This window comes from Phaeobacter sp. JH20_02 (genome assembly GCF_048056915.1).
In the GTDB taxonomy this organism is placed as follows: Bacteria; Pseudomonadota; Alphaproteobacteria; order Rhodobacterales; family Rhodobacteraceae; genus Phaeobacter; species Phaeobacter bryozoorum.
This window is the reverse complement of the sequence record NZ_JAYMVP010000028.1, coordinates 399,986-422,017: the sequence shown is the minus strand read 5'-3', so window position 1 is coordinate 422,017 and position 22,032 is coordinate 399,986. Positions and strand designations below refer to the sequence as shown.

General features: G+C 62.6%; 21 protein-coding genes. 13 read left to right on the top strand and 8 right to left on the bottom strand.

What is annotated here, in order from left to right; genetic code table 11:
- The first annotated feature begins 250 nt into the window (after positions 1–250).
- The 3 genes from VWY34_RS16095 to VWY34_RS16085 all read left to right on the top strand — a co-directional run bounded on the left by VWY34_RS16095 (position 251) and on the right by VWY34_RS16085 (position 4,817).
- Positions 251–1,333 carry a TRAP transporter substrate-binding protein gene (locus VWY34_RS16095; RefSeq protein WP_340545908.1) on the top strand — a complete coding sequence of 361 codons (1,083 nt, stop codon included), beginning with the start codon at positions 251–253 and terminating at the stop codon, positions 1,331–1,333.
- Between the two features lie 183 nt (positions 1,334–1,516).
- Positions 1,517–2,443 carry a TRAP transporter small permease subunit gene (locus VWY34_RS16090; RefSeq protein WP_416534232.1) on the top strand — a complete coding sequence of 309 codons (927 nt, stop codon included), beginning with the start codon at positions 1,517–1,519 and terminating at the stop codon, positions 2,441–2,443.
- Positions 2,444–2,459: 16 nt separating this feature from the next.
- Positions 2,460–4,817: a TRAP transporter large permease gene (locus VWY34_RS16085; protein WP_416534231.1), complete on the top strand. Its 2,358-nt coding sequence runs from the start codon at positions 2,460–2,462 to the stop codon at positions 4,815–4,817.
- Positions 4,818–5,027: 210 nt separating this feature from the next.
- Here the strand turns inward: VWY34_RS16085 and VWY34_RS16080 are convergent, their stop codons facing one another.
- The 4 genes from VWY34_RS16080 to VWY34_RS16065 form a co-directional block, all read right to left on the bottom strand.
- Positions 5,028–5,411, bottom strand: a complete 384-nt coding sequence (locus VWY34_RS16080) for a VOC family protein (RefSeq protein ID WP_416538961.1) — start codon at positions 5,409–5,411, stop codon at positions 5,028–5,030.
- Between the two features lie 4 nt (positions 5,412–5,415).
- Complete coding sequence (locus tag VWY34_RS16075) at positions 5,416–6,237, bottom strand: arginyltransferase (RefSeq protein WP_340545904.1); 822 nt, start codon at positions 6,235–6,237, stop codon at positions 5,416–5,418.
- A gap of 208 nt (positions 6,238–6,445) precedes the next feature.
- Positions 6,446–6,877 carry an RDD family protein gene (locus tag VWY34_RS16070; protein ID WP_416546194.1) on the bottom strand — a complete coding sequence of 144 codons (432 nt, stop codon included), beginning with the start codon at positions 6,875–6,877 and terminating at the stop codon, positions 6,446–6,448.
- A 172-nt stretch (positions 6,878–7,049) separates the two neighbouring features.
- Entirely contained in the window at positions 7,050–7,517 is a 468-nt protein-coding gene (locus VWY34_RS16065) for a DUF2852 domain-containing protein (RefSeq protein WP_416534228.1), read from the bottom strand.
- A 480-nt stretch (positions 7,518–7,997) separates the two neighbouring features.
- Between VWY34_RS16065 and VWY34_RS16060 the strand changes: the two genes are divergently transcribed.
- From VWY34_RS16060 to VWY34_RS16045, 4 genes are all read left to right on the top strand, one after another.
- Positions 7,998–10,814, top strand: a complete 2,817-nt coding sequence (locus VWY34_RS16060; protein WP_416546192.1) for a bifunctional [glutamine synthetase] adenylyltransferase/[glutamine synthetase]-adenylyl-L-tyrosine phosphorylase — start codon at positions 7,998–8,000, stop codon at positions 10,812–10,814.
- Positions 10,804–11,097, top strand: coding sequence for a hypothetical protein (locus VWY34_RS16055; protein ID WP_340545900.1), 294 nt, complete (start codon positions 10,804–10,806; stop codon positions 11,095–11,097). The genes VWY34_RS16060 and VWY34_RS16055 overlap by 11 nt, the downstream gene beginning before the upstream one ends.
- A 110-nt stretch (positions 11,098–11,207) precedes the next feature.
- Positions 11,208–12,422 carry an RSP_2647 family RNA methyltransferase gene (locus tag VWY34_RS16050; RefSeq protein ID WP_416546190.1) on the top strand — a complete coding sequence of 405 codons (1,215 nt, stop codon included), beginning with the start codon at positions 11,208–11,210 and terminating at the stop codon, positions 12,420–12,422.
- 21 nt (positions 12,423–12,443) lie between these two features.
- Positions 12,444–12,986, top strand: a complete 543-nt coding sequence (locus VWY34_RS16045; protein ID WP_416546188.1) for an RSP_2648 family PIN domain-containing protein — start codon at positions 12,444–12,446, stop codon at positions 12,984–12,986.
- 30 nt (positions 12,987–13,016) lie between these two features.
- On the opposite strand, the gene VWY34_RS16040 is transcribed toward VWY34_RS16045, so the two are convergent.
- The 3 genes from VWY34_RS16040 to mazG all read right to left on the bottom strand — a co-directional run bounded on the left by VWY34_RS16040 (position 13,017) and on the right by mazG (position 15,812).
- Positions 13,017–14,012 (bottom strand): LLM class flavin-dependent oxidoreductase, encoded by a 996-nt coding sequence (locus VWY34_RS16040; RefSeq protein ID WP_416546186.1) that lies wholly within the window; start codon positions 14,010–14,012, stop codon positions 13,017–13,019.
- Between the two features lie 197 nt (positions 14,013–14,209).
- On the bottom strand, positions 14,210–14,902 hold the full coding sequence (locus VWY34_RS16035) for a M48 family metallopeptidase (RefSeq protein WP_340545896.1): 693 nt from the start codon (positions 14,900–14,902) through the stop codon (positions 14,210–14,212).
- A 73-nt stretch (positions 14,903–14,975) separates the two neighbouring features.
- Entirely contained in the window at positions 14,976–15,812 is an 837-nt protein-coding gene (gene mazG / locus VWY34_RS16030; protein ID WP_340545895.1) for a nucleoside triphosphate pyrophosphohydrolase, read from the bottom strand.
- A gap of 64 nt (positions 15,813–15,876) precedes the next feature.
- Here mazG and VWY34_RS16025 point away from each other — a divergent pair, with 64 nt between their 5' ends.
- The 4 genes from VWY34_RS16025 (at position 15,877) to VWY34_RS16010 (ending at position 19,517) form a co-directional block, all read left to right on the top strand.
- A complete protein-coding gene (locus tag VWY34_RS16025) occupies positions 15,877–17,052 on the top strand; it encodes a M20 aminoacylase family protein (protein WP_416546183.1) in 1,176 nt (391 codons plus the stop codon).
- 88 nt (positions 17,053–17,140) lie between these two features.
- A complete protein-coding gene (gene speB, locus VWY34_RS16020) occupies positions 17,141–18,106 on the top strand; it encodes an agmatinase (protein ID WP_416546181.1) in 966 nt (321 codons plus the stop codon).
- Positions 18,103–19,050 (top strand): agmatinase, encoded by a 948-nt coding sequence (gene speB, locus VWY34_RS16015; protein WP_416546179.1) that lies wholly within the window; start codon positions 18,103–18,105, stop codon positions 19,048–19,050. The genes speB (VWY34_RS16020) and speB (VWY34_RS16015) overlap by 4 nt, the downstream gene beginning before the upstream one ends.
- 44 nt (positions 19,051–19,094) lie before the next feature.
- The gene (locus tag VWY34_RS16010; protein ID WP_340545891.1) at positions 19,095–19,517 is read left to right on the top strand and encodes a DUF1499 domain-containing protein; all 423 of its coding nucleotides are present in this window, start codon (positions 19,095–19,097) and stop codon (positions 19,515–19,517) included.
- An 82-nt stretch (positions 19,518–19,599) separates the two neighbouring features.
- On the opposite strand, the gene VWY34_RS16005 is transcribed toward VWY34_RS16010, so the two are convergent.
- The gene (locus VWY34_RS16005) at positions 19,600–19,887 is read right to left on the bottom strand and encodes a hypothetical protein (protein ID WP_416539169.1); all 288 of its coding nucleotides are present in this window, start codon (positions 19,885–19,887) and stop codon (positions 19,600–19,602) included.
- Between the two features lie 173 nt (positions 19,888–20,060).
- Here VWY34_RS16005 and prfA point away from each other — a divergent pair, with 173 nt between their 5' ends.
- Together prfA and prmC are read left to right on the top strand one after the other, a co-directional pair.
- A complete protein-coding gene (gene prfA / locus VWY34_RS16000; protein ID WP_340546327.1) occupies positions 20,061–21,116 on the top strand; it encodes a peptide chain release factor 1 in 1,056 nt (351 codons plus the stop codon).
- A complete protein-coding gene (gene prmC, locus VWY34_RS15995; protein WP_416546177.1) occupies positions 21,113–21,970 on the top strand; it encodes a peptide chain release factor N(5)-glutamine methyltransferase in 858 nt (285 codons plus the stop codon). The genes prfA and prmC overlap by 4 nt, the downstream gene beginning before the upstream one ends.
- The last annotated feature ends 62 nt before the right edge of the window (positions 21,971–22,032 follow it).

Below are 22,032 nucleotides of genomic sequence, written 5' to 3'. Positions count from 1 at the left end.
TCGAATCGTTACGCAATCCGCCCGGAGAATCAAAGCCCCCACAGCTGCGCTCAGCGCGCGAATCTCGGGATCGGCCTTGGCGGTTGTCACAGGCTGCCCAGATTTTGGCCAAATAATTTGTCCAAAATGCGGTTTTCTACGCAGTAGTAGGTATTCACATGACGCAGCGTACAGCTAGGCTTGCGTCACTCGACAAGACCCGCCTCGGGCACAGACCCGGGGCAATCCAATTAAATGGGAGGAGAAACCTATGGATCGTCGTTCCTTTTTGAAGACATCCGCGCTGGGGGGCAGCGCCGCTGCAGCAACCACTCTGGCCGCACCGGCTTATGCGCAGGGCAAGCGTACCCTGACCATGGTCACCACCTGGGGCCGTGGCGCCGCGGGCGTTCATGACTCCGCACAGCGCGTCGCAGATTCGATCACCGCCATGTCCGATGGCGACCTGACCATCGACCTCAAAGCTTCCGGCGAACTGGTTGGTGCATTTGAGGTATTTGACGCGGTGACCGCAGGTCAGGCCGACATGTACCACGGTGCCGACTATTATTTCACCGGCCAGCACCCGGCCTATGCCTATTTCACTGCCGTACCTTTCGGCATGACGCCGCAGGAACTGGTGAACTGGTACTACCAGGGCGAAGGCATGGCCCTGCATGATGAGCTGGGCCAGATCTTCGGTCTGAAATCCTTCCTTGGCGGCAACACTGGCCCTCAGGCCGGCGGCTGGTTCAACAAGGAAATCAACAGCCCCGAAGATTTCAACGGTCTGAAGTTCCGTATGCCGGGTCTGGGCGGCAAGGCGCTCGGCAAACTGGGCGCATCGGTTCAGAACATTCCCGGCTCCGAAGTGTATCAGGCGCTGTCCTCCGGTGCGATCGACGGCACCGAGTGGATCGGCCCCTGGGCAGATGAGAAGATGGGATTCCAGGAAATCACCAAGGTCTACTACACCTCCGGTTTCCATGAGCCGGGTGCGGCGCTGTCCGTGGCGACCAACCGTGACGTGTTCGACAGCCTGTCGCCCGCGCATCAGAAAATCATCGAAATCGCGGCGGCCGAAGGTCACCAGTGGAGCCTGTCGCAGTTCATGAACAACCACGGTGCGGCTCTTCAGCGTCTGCAGACCGGTGGCGTGAAGACCCTGGAATTCCCTGACAGCGTCTGGGATGCCTTTGGCTCCGCGACCAAGGAAACCCTGGACGAGTTCATGGGTGACGAGCTGTTCGCAAAAATCCGCAACAGCGTCGAAGCGTCGATGAAAGCCTCTTCGGGCTGGATCACCAAATCTGAAGGTGCCTATCGCACCCAGCGCGACCGCGTTCTCGGCTAACCGCCCAAAGAGTGGGTTCAATCGGATCCTCCGCATCGGCGGGGGATCCTTTCGCAATAGCAGCCGACACGGATGGCTCGCGCCATAAGTGTCCATCGGGTCCCAGGATCCGTGCGGCCTGATTATTATCCCTATGATGACGATCCAGACCGCCCGCGCTGCACGCATTTATTCGAGGGAAAAATGCAGGACGAAAGTGGCGTTTCCTTTTTCGGGACCTTACTGGACGGCCTGATCTGGCTGGTACAGAACATCGCGGGCGCCTTTTACAACTTCGGCTATGCCGTCGCCAACCCGCAGCTCTGGCTCGACTGGTCGGACAAGGCTTCCATCATGCGGTTCGTCTACTATGGCGGGTCGGTTGAGTTCTTCTTTGTTGTCTTCACCGCGTTTCTGGTGCTGACGGCGGTCGGCATGTATCGCCGCTCCATCATGTGGGGGGTCGTGCGCGGACTGGAGGGCTTTGCCAACACGCTGGGTCGGCTGTTTGCCTGGGCAGGTCTTCTGATGGTGCTGCAACAGATCATCATCGTCTTCATGCAGCGGGTGTTTGCGCGCCCGGACATGAGCTTTGGTCTGGGTATCGCGCTGGAAAAAGACATCAGCTGGTTCGCAGAAGAACTGAAGCTTTACAATGCCTTGGTGGTCTGCCTTTGTGTCACATACACCTTTGTGCAGGGCGGCCACGTGCGGGTCGATCTGATCTACTCCGGCATCAGCTTCCGGGCCAAGCGGGTGGTGGACATGCTGGGATCGCTGATCTTCATGATGCCCGCTGCCGTGCTGACCTGGATGTATGGCTGGTACTTCCTGTGGCGCCACCTGATCGTGCCGAAGCCCTCGGCCTCGGACACGCTGGAGCGTCTGGTGATGAAATCCCGCGCGCTGCGCTGGAACATCGAGACTATCGGCTTCAGCCCCAATGGGTTCAACGGATACTTCCTGTTCAAGATCCTTCTGGTGACATTCGCCGGTATCGTATTCCTGCATGCCATCGCGTTTTTCTACCGCTCGTATCTTGAGTTTGTGGAAGGCCCCGGCAGCGAGAACAAACACCTCGACAAGGACAGCCTTGGTGAAGGTGAAGAAGCCTATGAAGGCGCGCATTAAATAAGGGACAGCCCCCATGCTATTCGGACTTGATGGCGTTGAAATCGGCCTGATCATTGTCTTCTTCTGCCTTTTCGGAGGCATTCTCTCCGGCTTTCCAGTGGCCTTTGCCATTGGCGGAGCCGGCATCATCTCCTTCGGGATCATTGCGGCGCTCGACAGTGCCGGGATCCTGGTTCACCAGGCCATCGACACCTCGTCGCAGGTCTATCGCGACCTGGTGGGCTCCGGCGTCAAGCCGGATGTCATATCGGTGTTCAGATATCCTGAACTGCCACGGGTCGCCGAGGCGGTGTTCCCGCAGGGTTGGGAAGTTGCGATGGACCGCAACATCTCCTTTGTCGTGAACCGTATGAACGAACGGGTTCTGGCCGGTGCCTCGATCGAGACCCTGCTGGCAGTGCTGATGTTCGTCCTGATGGGCATCACGCTGGAACGGTCGAAGATCGCCAACGACCTGCTGACCACCATGGCGCGCGTCTTTGGTCCGCTGCCCGGCGGTCTGGCAGTTTCCATCGTGGTTGTGGGCGCTTTCCTTGCGGCCTCCACCGGGATCGTCGGCGCAACCGTGGTGACCATGGGCCTGCTGGCGCTGCCCACCATGCTGCGCAACAACTATTCGCCGGAACTGGCGACCGGTGTGATCGCCGCCTCGGGCACGCTGGGGCAGATCATTCCGCCCTCCATCGTGATCGTTCTTCTGGGCACACTTGCGGGGGATCTCTATTCCACCGCACAGGAAACCCGTGCGCAGGAATTCGGCTGCTCCGATGCGCTGACCTATCTGGGTGAGCCAGCGGTTGTTTCGGTCGGGACGCTGTTCCAGGCCGCGCTGCTGCCGGGGATCCTGCTGGCGCTTCTTTATGCGCTCTATGCCTTTGGCTATGCGCTGCTGAATCCGGAAAAAGCTCCGGCGGTTGTGCTTGAGGGCGGTACTGGCGAGCCGATCACCCGTGGCGAAGGCCTCACCTGGTTCCTCGGTGTGCCGGTGGCGCTGATTGCCGGTGCGTTGCTGCTGGGCCAGGTGAACCTGATCGGTAGCCAGAACATCACGGTTTCGACCTTCTCCGATGCGGGGCAGACGGCATCGCTGCGCACCAATGTGGGTGCGGACTGTCAGGCGGCAATGATTGACCTGCATGGCCAGGAGGCCTGGGATGCCGCCGTCGCCGAGCAGAAGAGCATCGACGACGCAGGCGGCGTTGCCCAGGCAACCAAGCTGACCGAGGACGAGATGGCCGCAGCCCGTGTCGCCAAGATCGAAGCCGCGGCTCCGATTGGCACCGGTCTGACCGTGCTGATGGTGCTGATGGGGCTGACGCTGGCGGTTGGTCGCGGGGTTTCGCCCTCGCGGGATCCCAAGCCCTTGATCCTGGGGGCGATTGGCGTGCTGCTGATTGCGCTGGTCGATATCGTGGCAATTTCACCGACCACGACGCCCGGGGTCACCGTGCTGCTGATCGCGCTGCCAAGCCTCCTGGCGCTCTATGGGTGCAAGGTCGCGGCGGTGCGCAGTTCACAGAATGATCTGATCCGCGTGGTGTTCCCGCCGCTGATCCTGATCATTGCGGTGCTGGGGTCCATTCTGGGCGGCATCACCAACCCGACGCCCGCTGCGGCGCTGGGGGCTGGTGGCGCCATCATGCTGGCGGCCTACCGCAAGCTGCAGGACCAGGGGAAATCCGGCTGGATCATCATCTGGGCAACCCTTGCAGTGGCGATCTGTATCCTGGTTGGTGTCAACTTCGATCTGCGGATCAATGGGCAGGATGGGGTTTCGGCAGAGACCATCATCGCCTTTGGTGTGGCCTATGGCGCCTATCTCTTTGCGCTCTTCGGGCTGCTCTACGGTTGCTGGGTGCTGTTCAAGGGCGGGGTGCTGACACCGGTGGTGCGCGAAACGGCCAAGGTCACGTCGATGGTCTTCACCATCCTGATCGGCTCGCAGCTGCTCAATCTGGTGGTGATCTCCTTTGGCGGGGAACACTATATCCAGCAGTTCCTCAAGAGCTTTGACAGCGAGCTGAAGGTCTTCCTGATCGTGATGGTGGTGCTGTTCATCCTTGGCTTCGTGCTCGACTTCCTGGAGATCATCTACATCGTGATCCCGATTGTCGGGCCGGTGATCTACGGCGGCTCCTTCGATCCGAAGTGGGTGACCATCATGGTTGCGGTGAACCTGCAGACGTCGTTCCTGACGCCGCCGTTTGGATTTGCGCTGTTCTATCTGCGCGGGGTGGCACCGAAGGAGGTGACCACAGGCCATATCTATCGCGGGATCCTGCCATTTGTGCTGATCCAGGTGGTGGGTCTGGGGATCCTGTGGATGTTCCCCTCCATCGTGACCATCGTGCCGGCGCTGATGCCAAACTGATTGCAATCAGCCAAAGACGACAAAGGGCCCCGCTTTGCGGGGCCCTTTTTTTTATGTCGGCACCGGGGCGAAAGCAGAAACAGGGGCGCTGCCCCTCTGCGCCATGAGGCGCATTCACCCCGGGATATTTGACGCCAGAAGATCGGCCATGCAGCCGTTTGCCGATGGCAGCTGAAGGGGTGGTGCCGAATGGGACCGGCGCCCTGCGGTTCAGGTGAGCTGGAGCAGATCCCAGCGGTTGCCGAACGGGTCGCGCCAGACCGCAACCCATCCGTAGGGTTCATGGCGGGGTGCTTCGTCGAAGGTGACGCCTGCGGCCAGCATGGCGGCATGGTCTCGGGCGAAGTCATCGGTGTGCAGGAACAATCCGACGCGGCCGCCAAATTGATTGCCGATGATGGTCTTTTGGGCATCACTGTCGGCCCGGGCCAGGATCAGGCTGCCCTCACGGGCGCCCGGCGGCAGGATCCTGACCCAGCGCTTGCGACCCTGATCGACATCTTCGGCCAGCTGCCATCCGAGGGTGCCGCAGTAAAACGCGAGCGCGCTGTCGTAGTCCGGGACGATCAGCGTCACGGCATGAAGAGATTGCATTGGGTTACCTGCTGTGGCTGCGCGATTCCGGCAGGTGAATATTAGCGACCTGTTCCGCAATCGGATCGGTCGACAGCGGATGCGCCGTGTCATCAAAGGCGTCGGGATCGGTCATCGGCTGCCAGGCGCCGCGATGATAGACTTCAAGCCCGGTGAACTTCGCCTTGTAGCCCATCTTGGCGCTGCCTGGCACCCAATAGCCGAGGTAGACATAGGGCAGCCCGGCCTCGCGCGCGATGTCGATGTGATCCAGGATCATGAAGGTGCCGAGCGAGTTCTGCGGCAGATCGGGCCGATAGAAGGAATAGACCATGCTCAGCCCATCCTCCAGCACATCGGTCAGCGACACCGCCGTCAGCGCGTTGCTGTCGCGGTCGATATATTCGACGACGCGGCTGCGAATGGGCGTCTCCTCGATCATGGCGGCATATTCGAAGACATCCATATCGGCCATGCCGCCATCGGCGTGCCGGCTGTCGAGGTAGTTGCGGAACAGCGCATATTGATCTTCGGTTGCCCAGGGAGAGGTCGCGCGCCGATCCAGCCCGGCGTTGCGCTTCAACGTGCGTTTCTGCCCCCGGCTGGCGGTGAAGGCGGCGACATTGATCCGGGCAGACAGGCAGGCGGAGCAATCGGAGCAGGATGGCCGGTACAGAACATTCTGCGAGCGGCGGAATCCCTGCTGCGACAGGCTGTTGTTGAGCTGTTCGACACCATCGCCCTGCAGGGCGGTGAACAGTTTGCGCTCCATCCGATCTGCCAGATAGGGGCAGGGCTGCGGCGCAGTCACGTAGAACTGTGGGGCAATCGGCAGAGTGTGGCGCATCAGGCGGTCAGGTGTCCGTTTGGGCTTGGCACAAATGGCCCCGAGTGTCGCGCGGGCGCCGAGTACTGATCACGGAGCCGCTGACAGATCGGGGCATTCTGGCCACAGGGTTATCTTGAATGATAGCAATGCCATCGCACTGCGCCAAGAGGCCAGTTGGGATTAAGGTTTACAGATTGCCCATCTTCGCCTTGAACCAGACGGCGGATCAGCGGCGCCGGTTCAGCATGACGGTCCCCATCACCGCATCCGTCAGCCCCTGACCGCGCGCGGACATCAGCATCATGAGGATGGAGATCACCTGCAGCAGCGGGAAGGCCATGGAGACTGTATATCCGGCGGTATGCAGCAAGGCGCCCTGGCCGTCGAGCTTGCGTCCCGACAGGTCGCGCAATTCGATGCCTGCGACGGTCATGCCCCAGGTCGCGGAACCAGAAGCGATGGTTGCGGCACGATAGATGAAACCGATCACCAGATAGAGCAGCGGCCAGATGAACAGCCCGGTAAAGGCGGTGAAAACCACGGCGATACTGGCAAGAACGGTGATCAAAAGGCTGTCGATAAGCCAGGCAAACAGACGTTTGGCAGGGACCAGCTGATAGAAATCAGCCTGGTAGTCTGGATCGGGCAGGGCGGTCATCAAAGCTTCCTTATCGCGATAACGGGGTCGAAAGAACCGGGGCGGGGAACCGGGCTCATGGTTTGGCCGTCTGGCCAGGGTGGCGGCTGACACGAGGGCTGATCATCAGCTATGGCGCCAGGCCGCTCCCGCCGGGATAGGCCCCGCCCAATGCGGGCGGAGCTGGCGCTGGTCAGTGACGCTTGCTGCGCGGGCTGTCCGCGTCATCCTCTGCATCATCGATTTCGATGGCCTCATCGTCGTTCTGCAGCGCGCGTTCGTGCATGAACTGATCGAATTCGGACTTGTCCTTTGCAGCCCGCAGACGTTGCAGGAAGGCTTCGAAATCATGCTGTTCCTGCTCCAGCCGGTGCAGCGTATCGGCCTTGTAGGCGTCAAAAGCGCTGTTGCCGGACGGGGTCATCGCGGACATGCCATGACGGGCCCAGGATTTACGGCGTGTGGTGCAGGATTTCGAGAACATGCGCTTGCTCCAGATCATGTAAAACAGCAGGGCGAGGCCAACCGGCCAGAAAAAGACGAAGCCGAGGACCATGGCGGCAATCCAGGCGCCTTTGCCTTTGCTGTCGAGCCAGGATTCACTGCGGGAAAACCAGCCCTGTTCGGACGGGTGCGGGGCGGTAGAGGTGTAACTCGTCATCGGGGTCTCCAGGTTAACGTTGCGAGGTTCGGCGTCCATGTAAATGCGCTTCACATTATGGAATATCGGACTGCCCCCGCACGGTTTCAAGCCTGCATGTAAACATTTTTCACATTTTCGCAGATCGAAACAATTAACCTGTTGATATGTTTGTGTTAATTGATGATTTTTTGGCTAAGGGGAGATAAACGGCTGCGCTTTGCTGTCAGACTTTGTGATACATATCCGATGACCTGAACACGCGTTGTATCGCCATTTTGGCAATACTAGGGTGCCGGTCGGTCACTGGTTCACTGGTTACTAAGACGCTGTCTGACATGCCCCCGGAACTTGAGCGCAGCCGCAGTAACAGCATTAATGTCTCATTCATAAAAGGGCTATTCCGGTATTCCTTACCTAACGTAACCTTTTGAACTCTGGCAGGGCCAAAGGGTGGTTTCCTCAATTGACGACGGCGGCGTCTCACCCCAGTGTCTGCGGATGGGACAGTCGATTGATATTCAGCGCCTTCCACGGGCATTTGACGCGGATCTGGCCGGCGATGCGCTTGCGCTTGTGCCGGACCTTGGCGGCGATGAGGCGCGCCTGGTCGCAGGGGCGGCGGGCTCCAGCCCCTATCTGAAGGAGCTGATCACCCGCGAGGCCACCTGGCTGGCGCCCGCACTGGCGGATCCGCTGGCTGGGCTTGGTAAGATCATGGAGGCTGTGCGCGGTTTGGCACCGGATCAGCTGAAGCCGGGGCTGCGGCAGGCCAAGCGCCGACTTGCGCTGCTGAGCGGGCTTTGCGATTTGGCCGGGGCCTGGGATCTGATGCAGGTGACCACGGCGCTGACGCAATTTGCCGAACTCTGCGCCGATCGGGCGATCAAGGCGGAAATTGCCGCACTGATCCGCCGTCAGAAACTGCCGGGCCTGACCGAGGCCGATGTGGAGACCGCCGGCGGGTTGACCCTGCTGGCCATGGGAAAGATGGGCGCCTATGAGCTCAACTACAGCTCCGACATCGACATGATCTGCCTGTTTGACGAGACACGGTTTGATCCGGCCGACTTCTATGAGGCGCGTCACGGCATGGTGCGGGCGACGCGCAACATGTGCACGGTACTGAGCGAACGCACTGCCGACGGCTATGTCTTCCGTACCGATCTGCGCTTGCGGCCCGACCCCGCGGTTACACCGGTGGCCATGGCGATGGAGGCGGCGGAGCGCTATTACGAGAGCCTCGGGCGCACCTGGGAGCGCGCCGCCTATATCAAGGCGCGCCCCTGCGCCGGGGATCTGAAGGCGGGGGCCGAGTTCCTGCAGACGCTGCGCCCCTTTGTCTGGCGGCGGCATCTGGATTTCGCGGCTATTCAGGACGCCCATGACATGCGTTTGCGGATCCGCGAAAACAAGGGGACCGGCGGGCCACTGACGGTGCCCGGCCATGACATGAAACTGGGGCGTGGCGGCATCCGCGAAATCGAGTTCTTTACCCAGACCCGGCAGCTGATCGCCGGCGGGCGGGATGAGAGCCTGCGTCAGCGCGGCACGCTCGACGGGCTGACCGCGCTCGCGGCCAAGGGCTGGGTGCCGCAGGAGGCCTGCGCGCGGCTCAGCGCGCATTACATTGCCCACCGCGAGGTGGAGCACCGCATCCAGATGGTGCATGACGCCCAGACCCACCGGGTGCCGCAGTCCGAAGATGGCATTGCCAGGATTGCCTGTCTGATGGACCGCGACCCGCAGGCGCTGCAGGCGGAGATCCGTGGGCGGTTGCAGGAGGTGCATGAGCTGACCGAGGGGTTCTTTGCCCCGGATGTGCCAAGGCCGCAACCGGCCGCGGCGGTGCCGGAGGCTCTGGATGGCGATATCCTGGCGCGCTGGCCGACCTATCCTGCGCTACGCTCGGCGCGCGGTGCGCAGATATTCGAGCGGCTGAAACCGGAGCTGCTGGCGCGGCTGTCCCGCACCGCCCAGCCGGCCGAGGCGCTGGTGGCGCTGGATGGGTTCCTGGCGGGGCTGCCTGCCGGTGTGCAGCTGTTTTCACTCTTTGAAGCCAACCCGCAACTGATTGATTTGCTGATAGATATTGTCGGCACCTCTGGTACGCTGGCGAGCTATCTGTCGCGTAATTCCGGGGTATTCGATGCTGTGATCGGCGGCTCTTTCTTCAGTGACTGGCCCAAGCGGGAGGGGCTCTGCCAGTCGCTTGCGGCGGTGCTGGCGCAGGAAGAGGATTATGAAACCCAGCTGGATGCCACCCGGCGCTGGTGCAAGGAGTGGCATTTCCGTATCGGGGTGCATCATCTGCGCGGGCTGATCGATGCTGCCACCGCAGGGGCGCAATATGCCGAACTGGCCGAGGTGGTGATTGCCGGGGTGGCGCCGGTTGTCCTGCAGCAGTTTGCAAAGAAACACGGAACGCCTCCGGGGCGCGGGGCGGCGGTTCTGGCCATGGGATCGCTTGGTGCGGGGCGGATCAATGCGCTGTCGGATCTCGACCTGATCGTGATTTATGACCCCGGAACCGCGGAGGCCTCGGAGGGGCCGCGACCGCTGGCGACACGCCCGTATTATGCGCGGCTGACCCAGGCGCTGATCACGGCGCTGACTGCGCGTATGTCGCAGGGGCAGCTCTACGAGGTGGACATGCGGCTGCGACCCTCCGGCACCCAAGGCCCGGTGGCCACGAGCCTCGAGAGCTTCTGCGCGTATCAGCGCAATGACGCCTGGGTCTGGGAACATCTGGCGCTGACCCGGGCGCGGGTAATGGCGGCTGTGCCTGCACCGGGTGCGGAGGGGCTGGCACAGGATATCAACGCATTTCGAGCGGGTTTTCTCGGGGCGCCGCGCAGCCGCGCGGCGATCCTGCCCGAGGTCGCCAAAATGCGCGCCCGTCTGGCCGCTGCCAAGGTGCCGACAGGTCCCTGGGACGCCAAGACCGGCGCGGGTCGGCTGATGGATATCGAGCTGATCGCCCAGGCCGGGGTCCTGCTGAGCGAGGCCACCGGGCAGGACGTGGCCGCCGGACTGGCGGGCGCTGTCGCCTGTGGCTGGCTGGATGCCGCAGATGCAGCGGAATTGCAGCGCGGCTATGATCTATTCTGGTCGGTACAGACGGCGGCGCGGCTGGTCTCGGGCAAGGCAATTGATGCACGGACATTGGGAGAGGGCGGCGCGCTCTTTCTGTGTCGCAGCACCGGCTATGACGATCTCGCCGCGCTGGAGGCGACGCTGACCGAGAGCTACGGCAGATGCGGTGACATCATCGCCGCCGCATTGGAGAGAGAGGGGGCGACAGGCCATGACGAATGAGGCGACGGTTGATGCGGCGCAGCTGGCGCGTCTGGATCCCAAGGGGTTGATCCGGGAAAGCTACCGTATCGAGGGGATTGGCGAGGGCGAATGCCGCAGCATCTTTCTGGATTGGGCGCTGAGCCTGCCTGATGGGGTCGACAGCCGTGTGGCAACCATCGCGCTCGTGGAGCAGCTGGCGGCAGTGCATCCCGATCACCCGATGACGGCTGTTCTGCGCGAGGGGCAGGAGGCTGCCGATAGGCCTCGCAGGCGCGGCGGCTGGCGTTCCCGCCCGCGGTGAACTCACTTGCGCCGCGCGGGATCGGGCCGCAGAGCCTGACGCGACCAAGGCATCGTCTCTGCGTTGCGGATGCCCTTTCAACCGCGCGTCGTTGGGAGTAAGAGAGGCGCATGACAGCATCTTCCTCCGCGCCCGAGCGCGCCCGCGTAAAACTGAAACCCAAAGCCAATGCCCGTGCCCTGCGCCACGGCTTTCCTTGGGTCTATGCCAATGAACTGGTCACCGACCGGCGCACCCGGAAACTGGCACCCGGCACCCTGGCGGTGCTGGAAGACGACGCGATGACGCAGATGGGGCTGGTTGCGGTCAACCCCGAAAGCAAGATCATCGCGCGGATGCTGGACAGCGATCCTGAGGCCGAGCTGAGCGTGGAGTGGTTCAGCGCCCGGCTGCGCCGCGCGCTGGAGCTGCGCGAACAGCTGTATGATGCGTCGTTCTACCGGCTGGTCCATGCTGAATCCGATGGTCTGCCCGGCGTGGTGATCGACCGCTTTGGCGATACCTGCGTGGTGCAGCCCAATGCCGCCTGGGCCGAAGCCCATATCGAACCGCTGACCGAGGCGCTGGTGGCGGTGACCGGGGTGACAACCGTATTGAAAAACGCCTCGGGCCGGACGCGCAGCCTGGAAGGGCTGGACGATATCAGCACTGCCCTGCGCGGCACCGCCCCCGAGGCGCCGGTAGAAGTGTCCATGAATGGCGCCACCTATATGGCGGATCTGACCGGCGGGCAGAAAACCGGCCTGTTCTACGACCAGCGCGACAATCACGCCTTTGCCGCCAAGCTGGTCAGGCCGGGCGCAAATGTGCTTGACGTGTTTTCCCATGTCGGCGGCTTTGGTCTGGCGATGCTGGCGGCTGGCGCGGCGACGGCAACCTGTGTAGACGGATCCGCTCCGGCGCTGGATCTGGCGCGGGACGGCGCAGGTGCCAGCGGTTTTGGCGATCGGTTCAACGCACGGCAGGGCGATGCCTTTGAGGTGCTGGCCCAGCTCGCCGAAGAAGGGGCGCAGTTTGATGTGGTGATCTGCGATCCGCCAGCCTTCGCACCGTCGAAACAGGCGCTTGAGGCGGGGTTGAGGGCCTATGAGCGGATTGCCAAACTGGCCGCCCCTCTGGTGGCGCCGGGTGGTTATCTGGGGCTGTGCTCCTGCTCGCATGCGGCTGACCTCAGCCGGTTCCGCAATGCCTCGGCGCGTGGCATCGGGCGCGGCGGGCGGCGCAGCCAGCTGCTGCACACCGGGTATGCCGGGGCGGATCATCCACAGCTGGCTCAGCTGGCCGAAAGCGGCTATCTGAAGGCTGTGTTCTTCCGGCTCGACTGATCTGTTGCGGTTGATCAGGCCATGAAACTGCTGCTGGACGCCTGTGTCCTCTATCCGACCGTGATGCGTGAGATGCTGCTGGGGGCGGCCCGGATTGGCCATTTCACCCCGCTGTGGTCACAGCGCATCCTTGAGGAATGGGCGCTGGCAGCGCGCAAGATCGGTCCTACGGGGGAGCCGCAGGCGCGGGCAGAGATCGCGCTGATCTCTGCGGCCTGGCCAAAGGCTGCCGTCACCCCGACAGCGGCGGTTGAAGCACGGCTTTGGCTGCCGGACGTGGCCGATATCCATGTGCTGGCCGCCGCCATCGCCGGCCATGCCGACGGGATCGTGACCGTCAACAACAAGGACTTCCCACGCCACACGCTTGCCGAGGAGGGGCTGGAACGGATTGGCCCGGACCAGCTGCTTTATGATCTGTGGCGACAGGATCCGGACGGGATTTCGGGCGTGGCTGCGGCTGTGCTCGCCGAGGCAAACCGGCTGTCAGGCGGCGGCTGGGAGCTGCGCCCGCTGCTGAAGAAGGCGCGGCTGCCAAGGGTGGCGAAGGCGCTGTCGGCCTAGCGTGCTCGGCCGCTGAGACCTTGGCGCGGCTCAGATGTCGCCCAGCACCGCAGCGGCGATCTCAAAGGATCGCAGCCGTGCATCGTGGTCATGGATCTGCCCGGTCAGAATGATCTCATCCGGTTGATACCGCTCAAGAATACCAGACAGTTCGGCGGCCACCGTGGCCTTGCTGCCGGTCGCGGAAATCCGCAGCGCCTCATTCACCCCGTGCAGCACCGGCGGGGCGATATGCTGGGTGATATCCTCCACCGGAGCCGGCAGCTTGCCGGGTTTGCCTTCGTGCAGCCGGGCAAAGGCCTGCTGCATGGTGGTTCTCAGCCGCTGCCCTTCGCGGTCGGTATCGGCGGCAAAGACGTTGACCGCGATCATGGCGCGGGGGGCGTCGAGATGCTCTGATGGCTGAAAGCCGCTGCGATAGGCGGCCAGCGCCTGCTCCAGCGCGGCGGGGGCAAAGTGCGAAGCAAAGGCATAGGGCAGCCCCAGCTGTGCCGCAAGCTGCGCCCCATAAAGGCTGGAGCCGAGGATCCACAGCGGCACCCTGGTGCCCTGTCCCGGAAAGGCCCGCACCCGCGCTTCGGGTGTTTCGGGGCCAAGGTAGTTGATCAGCTCGATCACATCATGCGGGAAGGTATCGGGATTGCGCTCACCGGTTTGCAACCCCCGACGCAGGGCGCGGGCCGTCTGCAGATCCGTGCCGGGCGCGCGTCCCAGCCCAAGATCAATGCGGTTGCCATATAGGCTGGCCAGCGTGCCAAAGGCTTCGGCCACCATATAGGGGGCGTGGTTGGGCAGCATGATTCCCCCGGCACCGACCCGGATCGTTTTGGTCTGTCCGGCGATATGGCCGATCAGAACAGCGGTGGCGGCACTGGCGATCCCCGGCATATTGTGATGCTCCGCCAGCCAGTAGCGGTGATATCCCCAGGCCTCGGCCCGCTGTGCCAGATCAGTGCTGTTGCGCAGCGATTGAGCGATGTCATGGCCTTCGGGTACGGGGGCAAGGTCAAGAACGGAATAGCGCATGGTAGGTCTCCGGGAGCCCGCCCAGGCGGGTCGTTAGGTCTTGTGTCCGCTGGGACATATCTGACTGAAACGCCTACAACGGCGGAATGGTTGCCCACAGATGGGGATGGCGGCCGCACGGGCCAAGGGGGATGACGCGCCCAGCTGCGCTTGATATTGGGTAAATATCATTAAAACAATGGCTTGCGGGTTTATCTTCAGCTCTTTCCCTTACTCCAGCGCTGTTCGAGCCGGTCCAGCGCGGCAATACGCTCCTCGGTCTTGGGGTGGCTCATCAGCCAGGCGGGCGCCATGCCGCTGCGGGCCTGTGTCAGCTCTTCCAGCTTGCGAAACAGGCTTTTCTGCGGAGCGATGCCGATCCCTGCCTTGGTCAGCAGTGCTGCGGCATATTCATCGGCCTCATATTCATCGCTGCGCGACAGCCGCGCCGCCAGCAGTGAGGTCAGCACATTGGCAATCCAGGGCCCGACAAAGGGCACGAAACGGCCGATGATAAGCATCAGCGCCGTGCGCAGCGCGTTCTGCCCGGAAAAATCAATCATGCGTTTTCGCGCGTGCCCCAGCGCCACATGGCCCAGCTCATGTGCAATCACCGACGCCAGTTCAACATCGCTGACCTCGCCATTGCGGTATTTGCGATAGAACCCACGGGTGATGAAGATCCGGCCATCCGGCGCCGCCAGCCCGTTTACCGGATCGACCTCGTAGATATAGACCGGGATATGGCTGATGCCGAGCGCCGCTGCCATTCGATCCGTCAGCTGGCGCAGGCGGGCATCGGCCAGCTCGGTCGATTGCTGATCAAGGGCGCGATGGGTGCGCCAGACCGACAGGCGGTACATGACCAACCCGTAGATCACGGCGAGAAGGATGGGGGTTAGACGCAACATGCTTTAGGATATGGGGCTGGCGGTGAGAGCGGACAAGGCGCGTGGCCCGACAGACCGCGCGGTGGGCAGCGCGTCAGTCATCGCAGGATGGCGTGGCCGCGCGCGCCTCTGCCTTTACCTCGTCCCAGAGCGCGTCCATTTCCGCCAGGTCACTGTCTTCGGGACGTTTGCCGCGGTCGGAGAGCTTGGCCTCGACCCCTTCAAAGCGGCGGGTGAACTTGGCATTGGCGGCCCGCAGGGCGGCTTCCGGCTCCACCCCCAGATGGCGGCCCAGATTGGCCATCACAAACATCAGATCGCCGAATTCCTCCTCCACCTCGGCCTGGCTCAGGCTATCGCGGGCTTCTACCAGCTCTGCGGCCTCTTCAACGATCTTGGCGATCACATTGTCCGCCGACGGCCAGTCAAAGCCGACACGTGCGGCGCGTTTTTGCAGCTTGTAGGCGCGCAGCAGGGCGGGCAGGCCGACGGCCACACCGTCCAGCGTCCCCTGTTGCGCCTTGCCTGCGCGCTCCGCGGCCTTGATCGCCTCCCAGTCAGCGGTCTGCTGGTCGGCGGATTTCTCGCGGCTCTCGTCACCAAAGACATGCGGATGGCGCGCGACCATCTTGTTGGACATGGTGGTGACCACATCCTGAAAGGTGAAATGCCCGGCCTCCGCCGCCATCTGCGCATGAAACACCGACTGGAACAGCAGATCCCCCAGCTCGCCCTTCAGCTCATCCCAGGCCTCGCGCTCAATTGCATCGGCAACTTCGTAAGCTTCTTCAATGGTATAGGGCGCGATGCTGGCAAAGTCCTGTTCAATATCCCAAGGGCAGCCATGCTGTGGGTCGCGCAAGCACGCCATGATCTGCAGGAGCCGGTCGATACCGGCGGTTTCATCGTGGATCAGGTTGGTATCGGGCATTGCGGCGGCTCTTGTTCTTGTGTCAGATGCATCAATCCCGAGTCTGACCAAGGAGTCCACCCCCATGCCGGTTGTGAACCGAATTGCCGATTATGCCGAGGACATGACAGCCTGGCGGCAGCATCTGCACCAGATCCCCGAGCTGGCGCTGGATCTGCCGAAAACAGCGGCCTTCGTGGCGGAACGGCTGCGGGACTTCGGCGTTGACGAGCTGCATGAAGGGATCGCAAAGACCGGCATCGTGGCCATCATCAACGGTCAGGAGAGCAGCGCGGCGGATGCCCCATGTATCGGTCTGCGCGCCGACATGGACGCCTTGCCGATCCCGGAGGAGACCGGTGCGGCCTATGCTTCGACCCATGCCGGCAATATGCACGCCTGCGGCCACGATGGGCATACGACGATGCTGCTGGGTGCGGCGAAATATCTGGCGGAAACACGCAACTTCAAGGGCCGGGTGGCGCTGATCTTCCAGCCCGCCGAGGAGGCCATCGGCGGTGCGCGCATCATGGTCGAAGAGGGGATCATGGAACGGTTCAACATCGGTGAGGTCTACGCGCTGCACAATGCGCCAGGTCTGCCAGAGGGGCATTTCATGACAACTCCGGGTCCGCTGATGGCGGCGGTGGATAGTTTCCATATCCATATTCAGGGCGTTGGCGGCCATGGCGCGATGCCCCATGAAACCCGCGACCCGGTGATGGCGGCCTGCGGCATCGCCCAGGCGATCCAGACCATCGTCTCGCGCAACCATTACGCGCTGGATGATCTGGTGGTGTCGGTGACGCAGATCCACACCGGCACGGTGGACAATGTGATCCCCGATACGGCCTATATCAACGGCACCGTGCGCACCTTTGATCCCAGGGTGCAGGAAATGGTGATACGGCGCATGGGTGAGATCGTGGCCGGGCAGGCGGCCAGCTACGGGGTCGAGGCGGAACTGGACTATGAGTTCGGTTATCCCGCGACCATCAATGACGCGGCCAAGACCGATTTTGCGGTCTCCGTCGCGGCCGAGATCGCAGGCGCGGAGCATGTCGAGGCCGAGGCCGGCCGCGAGATGGGGGCGGAAGATTTCTCTTATATGCTACAGGCCCGTCCCGGCGCCTATCTGTTTCTGGGCCAGGGCAATAGTGCCGGGCTGCACCATCCAAAGTACGATTTCAATGACGATATCGCACCGGTCGGAGCCTCGTTTTTTGCCCGTCTGGTCGAGAAAGCACAGCCCGCAAGCTGATCTGGCGACAGCGCGGGGGCTTTCAGATGACAAGGCCACGCGCATTCGCTAGGAGATGGCCACAACCCGAGAAGAGGGAGCAGTCTGCATGGCGCTAGAAGACGCAAAGAAACAGGTCGATCAGGCCTTCACCCGCGACGACCTGAAGGGGTTGAGCTTTGAGAACACCTTTGGCGGGGCGACGTCCTTTCTGCGGCGCCGCTACACCAAGGACCTGACCCATGCGGATATTGCCGTCACAGGCATTCCCTTTGATCAGGCGGTGACGAACCGCCCCGGCACCAGGCTTGGCCCCCGCGCGGTGCGTGAAGCCTCGGCCCTGCAAAGCCCCGATGCCCCCTATGGCTGGGACATTTGCCCGGCAAGCGAGCTGGCGATTGTCGACTACGGCGATCTGGCCTTTGACTACGCCAATGTCGCGGCCTTCCCCGACACGCTCACCGAGCACATCCGCGGCATTCTGGAGACCGATACGGCTTCGGTGGCCATCGGTGGCGACCACTATGTGTCCTTCCCCATCCTCAAGGCCTATGCCGAGAAATACGGCCCGATTTCGCTGCTGCATTTCGATGCCCATAGTGACACCTGGCAGGATGATGATTTCAGCCGCGTCGATCATGGCACGATGTTCTACAAGGCGGTGAAATCCGGCATCATTGACCCCAAGACCTCTGTTCAGGTGGGTATTCGGACCACCAATGAGGACAATCTCGGCGTGCCCACCATCGACGCGCCCACCGTGCATGAGATTGGCCCGGACGAAACCGCGCGCCGTATCCGCGACGTGCTGGGTGACCGGCCGGTTTACCTGACCTTCGATATCGACTGTCTGGATCCGGCCTATGCGCCGGGCACCGGCACGCCGGTCTGGGGTGGTCTGACCTCGGCGCAGGCCGAAGCCATCCTGAAAAACCTGCGCGGTATCAACATCCTGGGCGGCGATGTGGTCGAAGTGTCGCCCCCCTTTGACACCACCGGCGCCACCGCCATCGCAGGCGCGCATGTCGCCATGAGCATTATCTGTCTTCTGAGCTGGAGAATTACGGGCCGATGACTGACTATAACCAGCCGATCAGCGGCAATGATCTGGCGCGGTTCTCCGGGCCGAACACCTTTATGCGGCTGCCGCAGGCGACCTCTCTGGAGGGGCTGGACGTGGCCATTCTGGGTGTGCCGATGGATATCGGCACCTCCTGGCGCTCAGGGACCCGCTTTGGGCCAAAGCAGATCCGCGCCGAAAGCGCGATGATCCGGCCTTATAACATGACCAGCGGTGCGGCGCCCTTTGACAGTCTGAACATTGGCGATATCGGCGATCTGGCGATCAACACGTTCTCGCTGCCCGACAGCCTGCGCATCATTCAGGAAAGCTACAGCGCCATCTTGTCCAGCGACGTGACGCCGGTCGCGATGGGTGGCGATCATTCGATCACCCTGCCGATCCTGCGCGCGATTGCGGAAAAATACGGGCCTGTCGCATTGGTCCATGTCGATGCCCATGCGGATGTGAACGACGATATGTTCGGTGAGCGCGAGACCCACGGGACGGTCTTCAGGCGCGCCTATGAAGAGGGGCTGATCGTCGCGGACAAGACCTATCAGATCGGCCTGCGCGGCACAGGCTACGGGGCGGATGATTTCAAGGAGGCGCAGCGCTGGGGGTTTCAGCATTTCCCCGCAAGCGAGCTGTGGAACCGCTCCCTGCACGGGATGGGTGCGGAAATTCGTCGCGATATCGGCAATAGGCCGGTCTATGTCTCCTATGATATCGATAGTCTGGACCCGGCCTATGCACCGGGTACCGGCACGCCGGAAATCGGTGGGCTGACCACACCGCAGGCGCTGGAACTGATCCGCGCCCTGCGGGGTTTGAATATTGTGGGCTGCGATATGGTCGAAGTATCGCCGCCTTATGACACGTCGGGCAACACGGCGCTGACAGCGGCCAACCTGCTGTATGAGCTGCTCTGTGTGCTGCCGGGTGTGACAACCAAATAAGGCCGGCTGTCCAGTGGCAGCCGCCACGAGGGAGAGCGGACCATATGGGTCGAGTGATGATATTTGTCTGGCTGAGCATCGCGGCAGTCGTTGTGGTGCTCGGGTTTATCCGACTGGCGCCCAGCGATCCGCTGGACTGGAACACCCAGCCGGAATTCACCGAAGACAAGACCTTTCGCGGTGGCGTGTTCCGGGTGCTGCGCAGTGGCGAGGACGGGCTGGAGCGGTTCCACAACGTTGCCAGCAACGCTCCGCGCACCCGTGTGCTGGCCGGTTCGGTTGAGGATGAGATGGTCACCTATGTGACGCGTACGCGGTTTCTGGGCTTTCCCGATTACACCACCGCGCGGCAGGATGGCGATCTGCTGAAAGTCTATGCCCGTCTGCGGTTTGGCCGCTCCGATCTGGGCGCCAACAATGACCGGATCAACAGCTGGATCGCGCAGATGGCGCCCGCACCGCAATAGTGCCCTGATGCGGATCCCCCGGCCGCGTATGCTGCCCGGTCTGATATGACAGGCCAATCTCAACAAACGCATATCGGTGGGATCAGATCCGCGGCAGCGGCTCCGCAGCCGTCGAGATGGCCGGCGCCGTATCAGCCTCAGCCGCAAGGCAGCCCGCCTGAACTTCGCGCCACATCGGCACATTCAGCGACATCTGACATTGGGCCGTGAACATGCGCCCGTCGACCTGCAGGCAGACAAATTCGCCCAGCTCAACCCGGCTGCCGCTCTTGTCGGTGCAATAACAGTCGATCGTGCGCCCATTTGGCGCGACAACATCGGCCTGAATGGGCGACGCGGTTGCGCTCCACGACAGCGCAAACCCCAGCAGATACAGCAAAGAGCGGGGCAGGCCTGGTGTCGCAGGGGGCAGCCACCCAAGCTCAGGCAGGCGGCGCTGCGCATGATCCTTTCCCGCAATATGAGGACTGGCATGTTGCATGACCCTAGCATATCACAAGGGCAGCCTTGCGCAAAAGACAGATCGATACGGATATTGCACGCATGATCCCCGAAGACCGCCTCGAGCAGATTTTACAACGGTTTCAGTATCTTGAGGCCGCAATGGCAGAGGGTGTCGCAGGCGGCGATATTGCGGCTCTGGCCAAGGAATATTCCGATCTGCGCCCGGTTGCCGAGCAGATCAGCGCCTATCGCCGCCTGCTGTCCGATCTTCAGGAAGCAGAAGACATGCTCGCCGATCCCGATATGGCGGCGCTGGCGGAGGAGGAGCTGCCCCAGCTGCGCGCGGCGCTGCCCGAGGCCGAACATGCGCTACAACTGGCGCTGCTGCCCCGGGATGAGGCCGACAGCCGCCCGGCCATTCTGGAAATCCGCCCCGGCACCGGCGGCGATGAGGCGGCCCTGTTCGCCGGGGATCTGCTGCGCATGTATCAGCGCTACGCCGAGGCGCGGGGCTGGGGGTTTGACATCATCGAGGAACAGACAACCGAACTCGGCGGGCTGAAAGAGGTGGTCGCCCATGTCAAAGGCGAAAACGTCTTTGCCCGGTTGAAATATGAGTCCGGTGTCCACCGCGTGCAGCGCGTTCCGGTGACCGAATCCGGCGGGCGCATCCACACCTCTGCCGCCACGGTTGCGGTGCTGCCCGAGGCGGAGGATGTCGATCTGCGCATTGATCCGGCGGATCTTCGGATCGACACCATGCGCGCCTCCGGGGCCGGTGGCCAGCATGTGAACACCACCGATTCCGCGGTGCGGATCACCCATATTCCCACCGGTATTATTGTGGTCAGCTCCGAGAAATCGCAGCACCGCAACCGCGAGATCGCGATGCAGGTCATGCGCACGCGGCTTTACGATCTGGAGCGCCAGCGCATCGACAGTGAACGGTCCGCCGATCGCGCCAGTCAGGTCGGCTCTGGCGACCGGTCGGAGCGGATCCGTACCTACAACTTTCCGCAGGGCCGGATGTCGGATCATCGTATCAACCTGACGCTCTATAAGCTTGACCAGATCATGCAGGGCGATCTGGACGAGATCATCGACGCGCTGACAGCGGACGATCAGGCGCGGCTGCTGGCCGAGATGGGCCAATGAACGCGCCTCAGACAGCCGCTCAGGCGATGGCTGCCGCTGCGGCCCGGCTGCGCGCGGCCGGTGTGCCGGACCCGGCGCGTGATGCGCGGATCCTGCTGGCCCATGCCGCCCGGATCGAGGCCAGCCGCGTGACCCTGATCGCGCCCGAAGATCTGGCGCCTGAAATCGCCGAGCGCTATGAGCAGCTCATCGCCCTGCGCGCCATCCGGGTGCCGGTGTCTCAGCTGATTGGCGAGCGGGAGTTTTATGGCCGCCGCTTTAAGGTCTCCGGCGATGTGCTGGATCCGCGTCCTGAAACCGAAACCCTGATCGAGGCGGCATTGGCCGAACCGTTCTCGCGGGTGCTGGACCTCGGCCTTGGTTCGGGCTGCATTCTGGTCACCCTGCTGGCCGAGCAGCGTGCCGCGACCGGCGTTGGCGTCGATCTGAGCGAAGCTGCCTGCCTTCAGGCGAGCGCCAATGCGGTGCTGCACCGGGTTGAGGCGCGTGCCGAAATCCTGCAGTCGGACTGGTTTTCCGCCGTCGAGGGGAAGTTCGATCTGATTGTCTCCAACCCGCCCTATATCGCGCTTGACGAAATGCCGGAGCTTTCGGATGAGGTGCGCGCCCATGAGCCGGAGATGGCGCTGACGGATGGCGGCGACGGGCTTGGCGCCTATCGGACCATCGCCGCCGATCTCGGCGATCATCTGGCCGCAGGGGGGCGGGTCTTTCTGGAGATCGGCCCGACGCAGGGTACGGCGGTCAGTGATCTTCTGCTGTCGGCCGGGTTGAAAGAGGTCCGCATCCTGCCGGATATGGATGGGCGCGACCGGGTGGTCTGTGGCCGCAGCTGTGGCCAAAACAGCTCCTAAACCCGTGAAAATGGCCTGAATTTGCAGTTTCGTAAGAAAAAGCACCGATAATCGCCTGGACC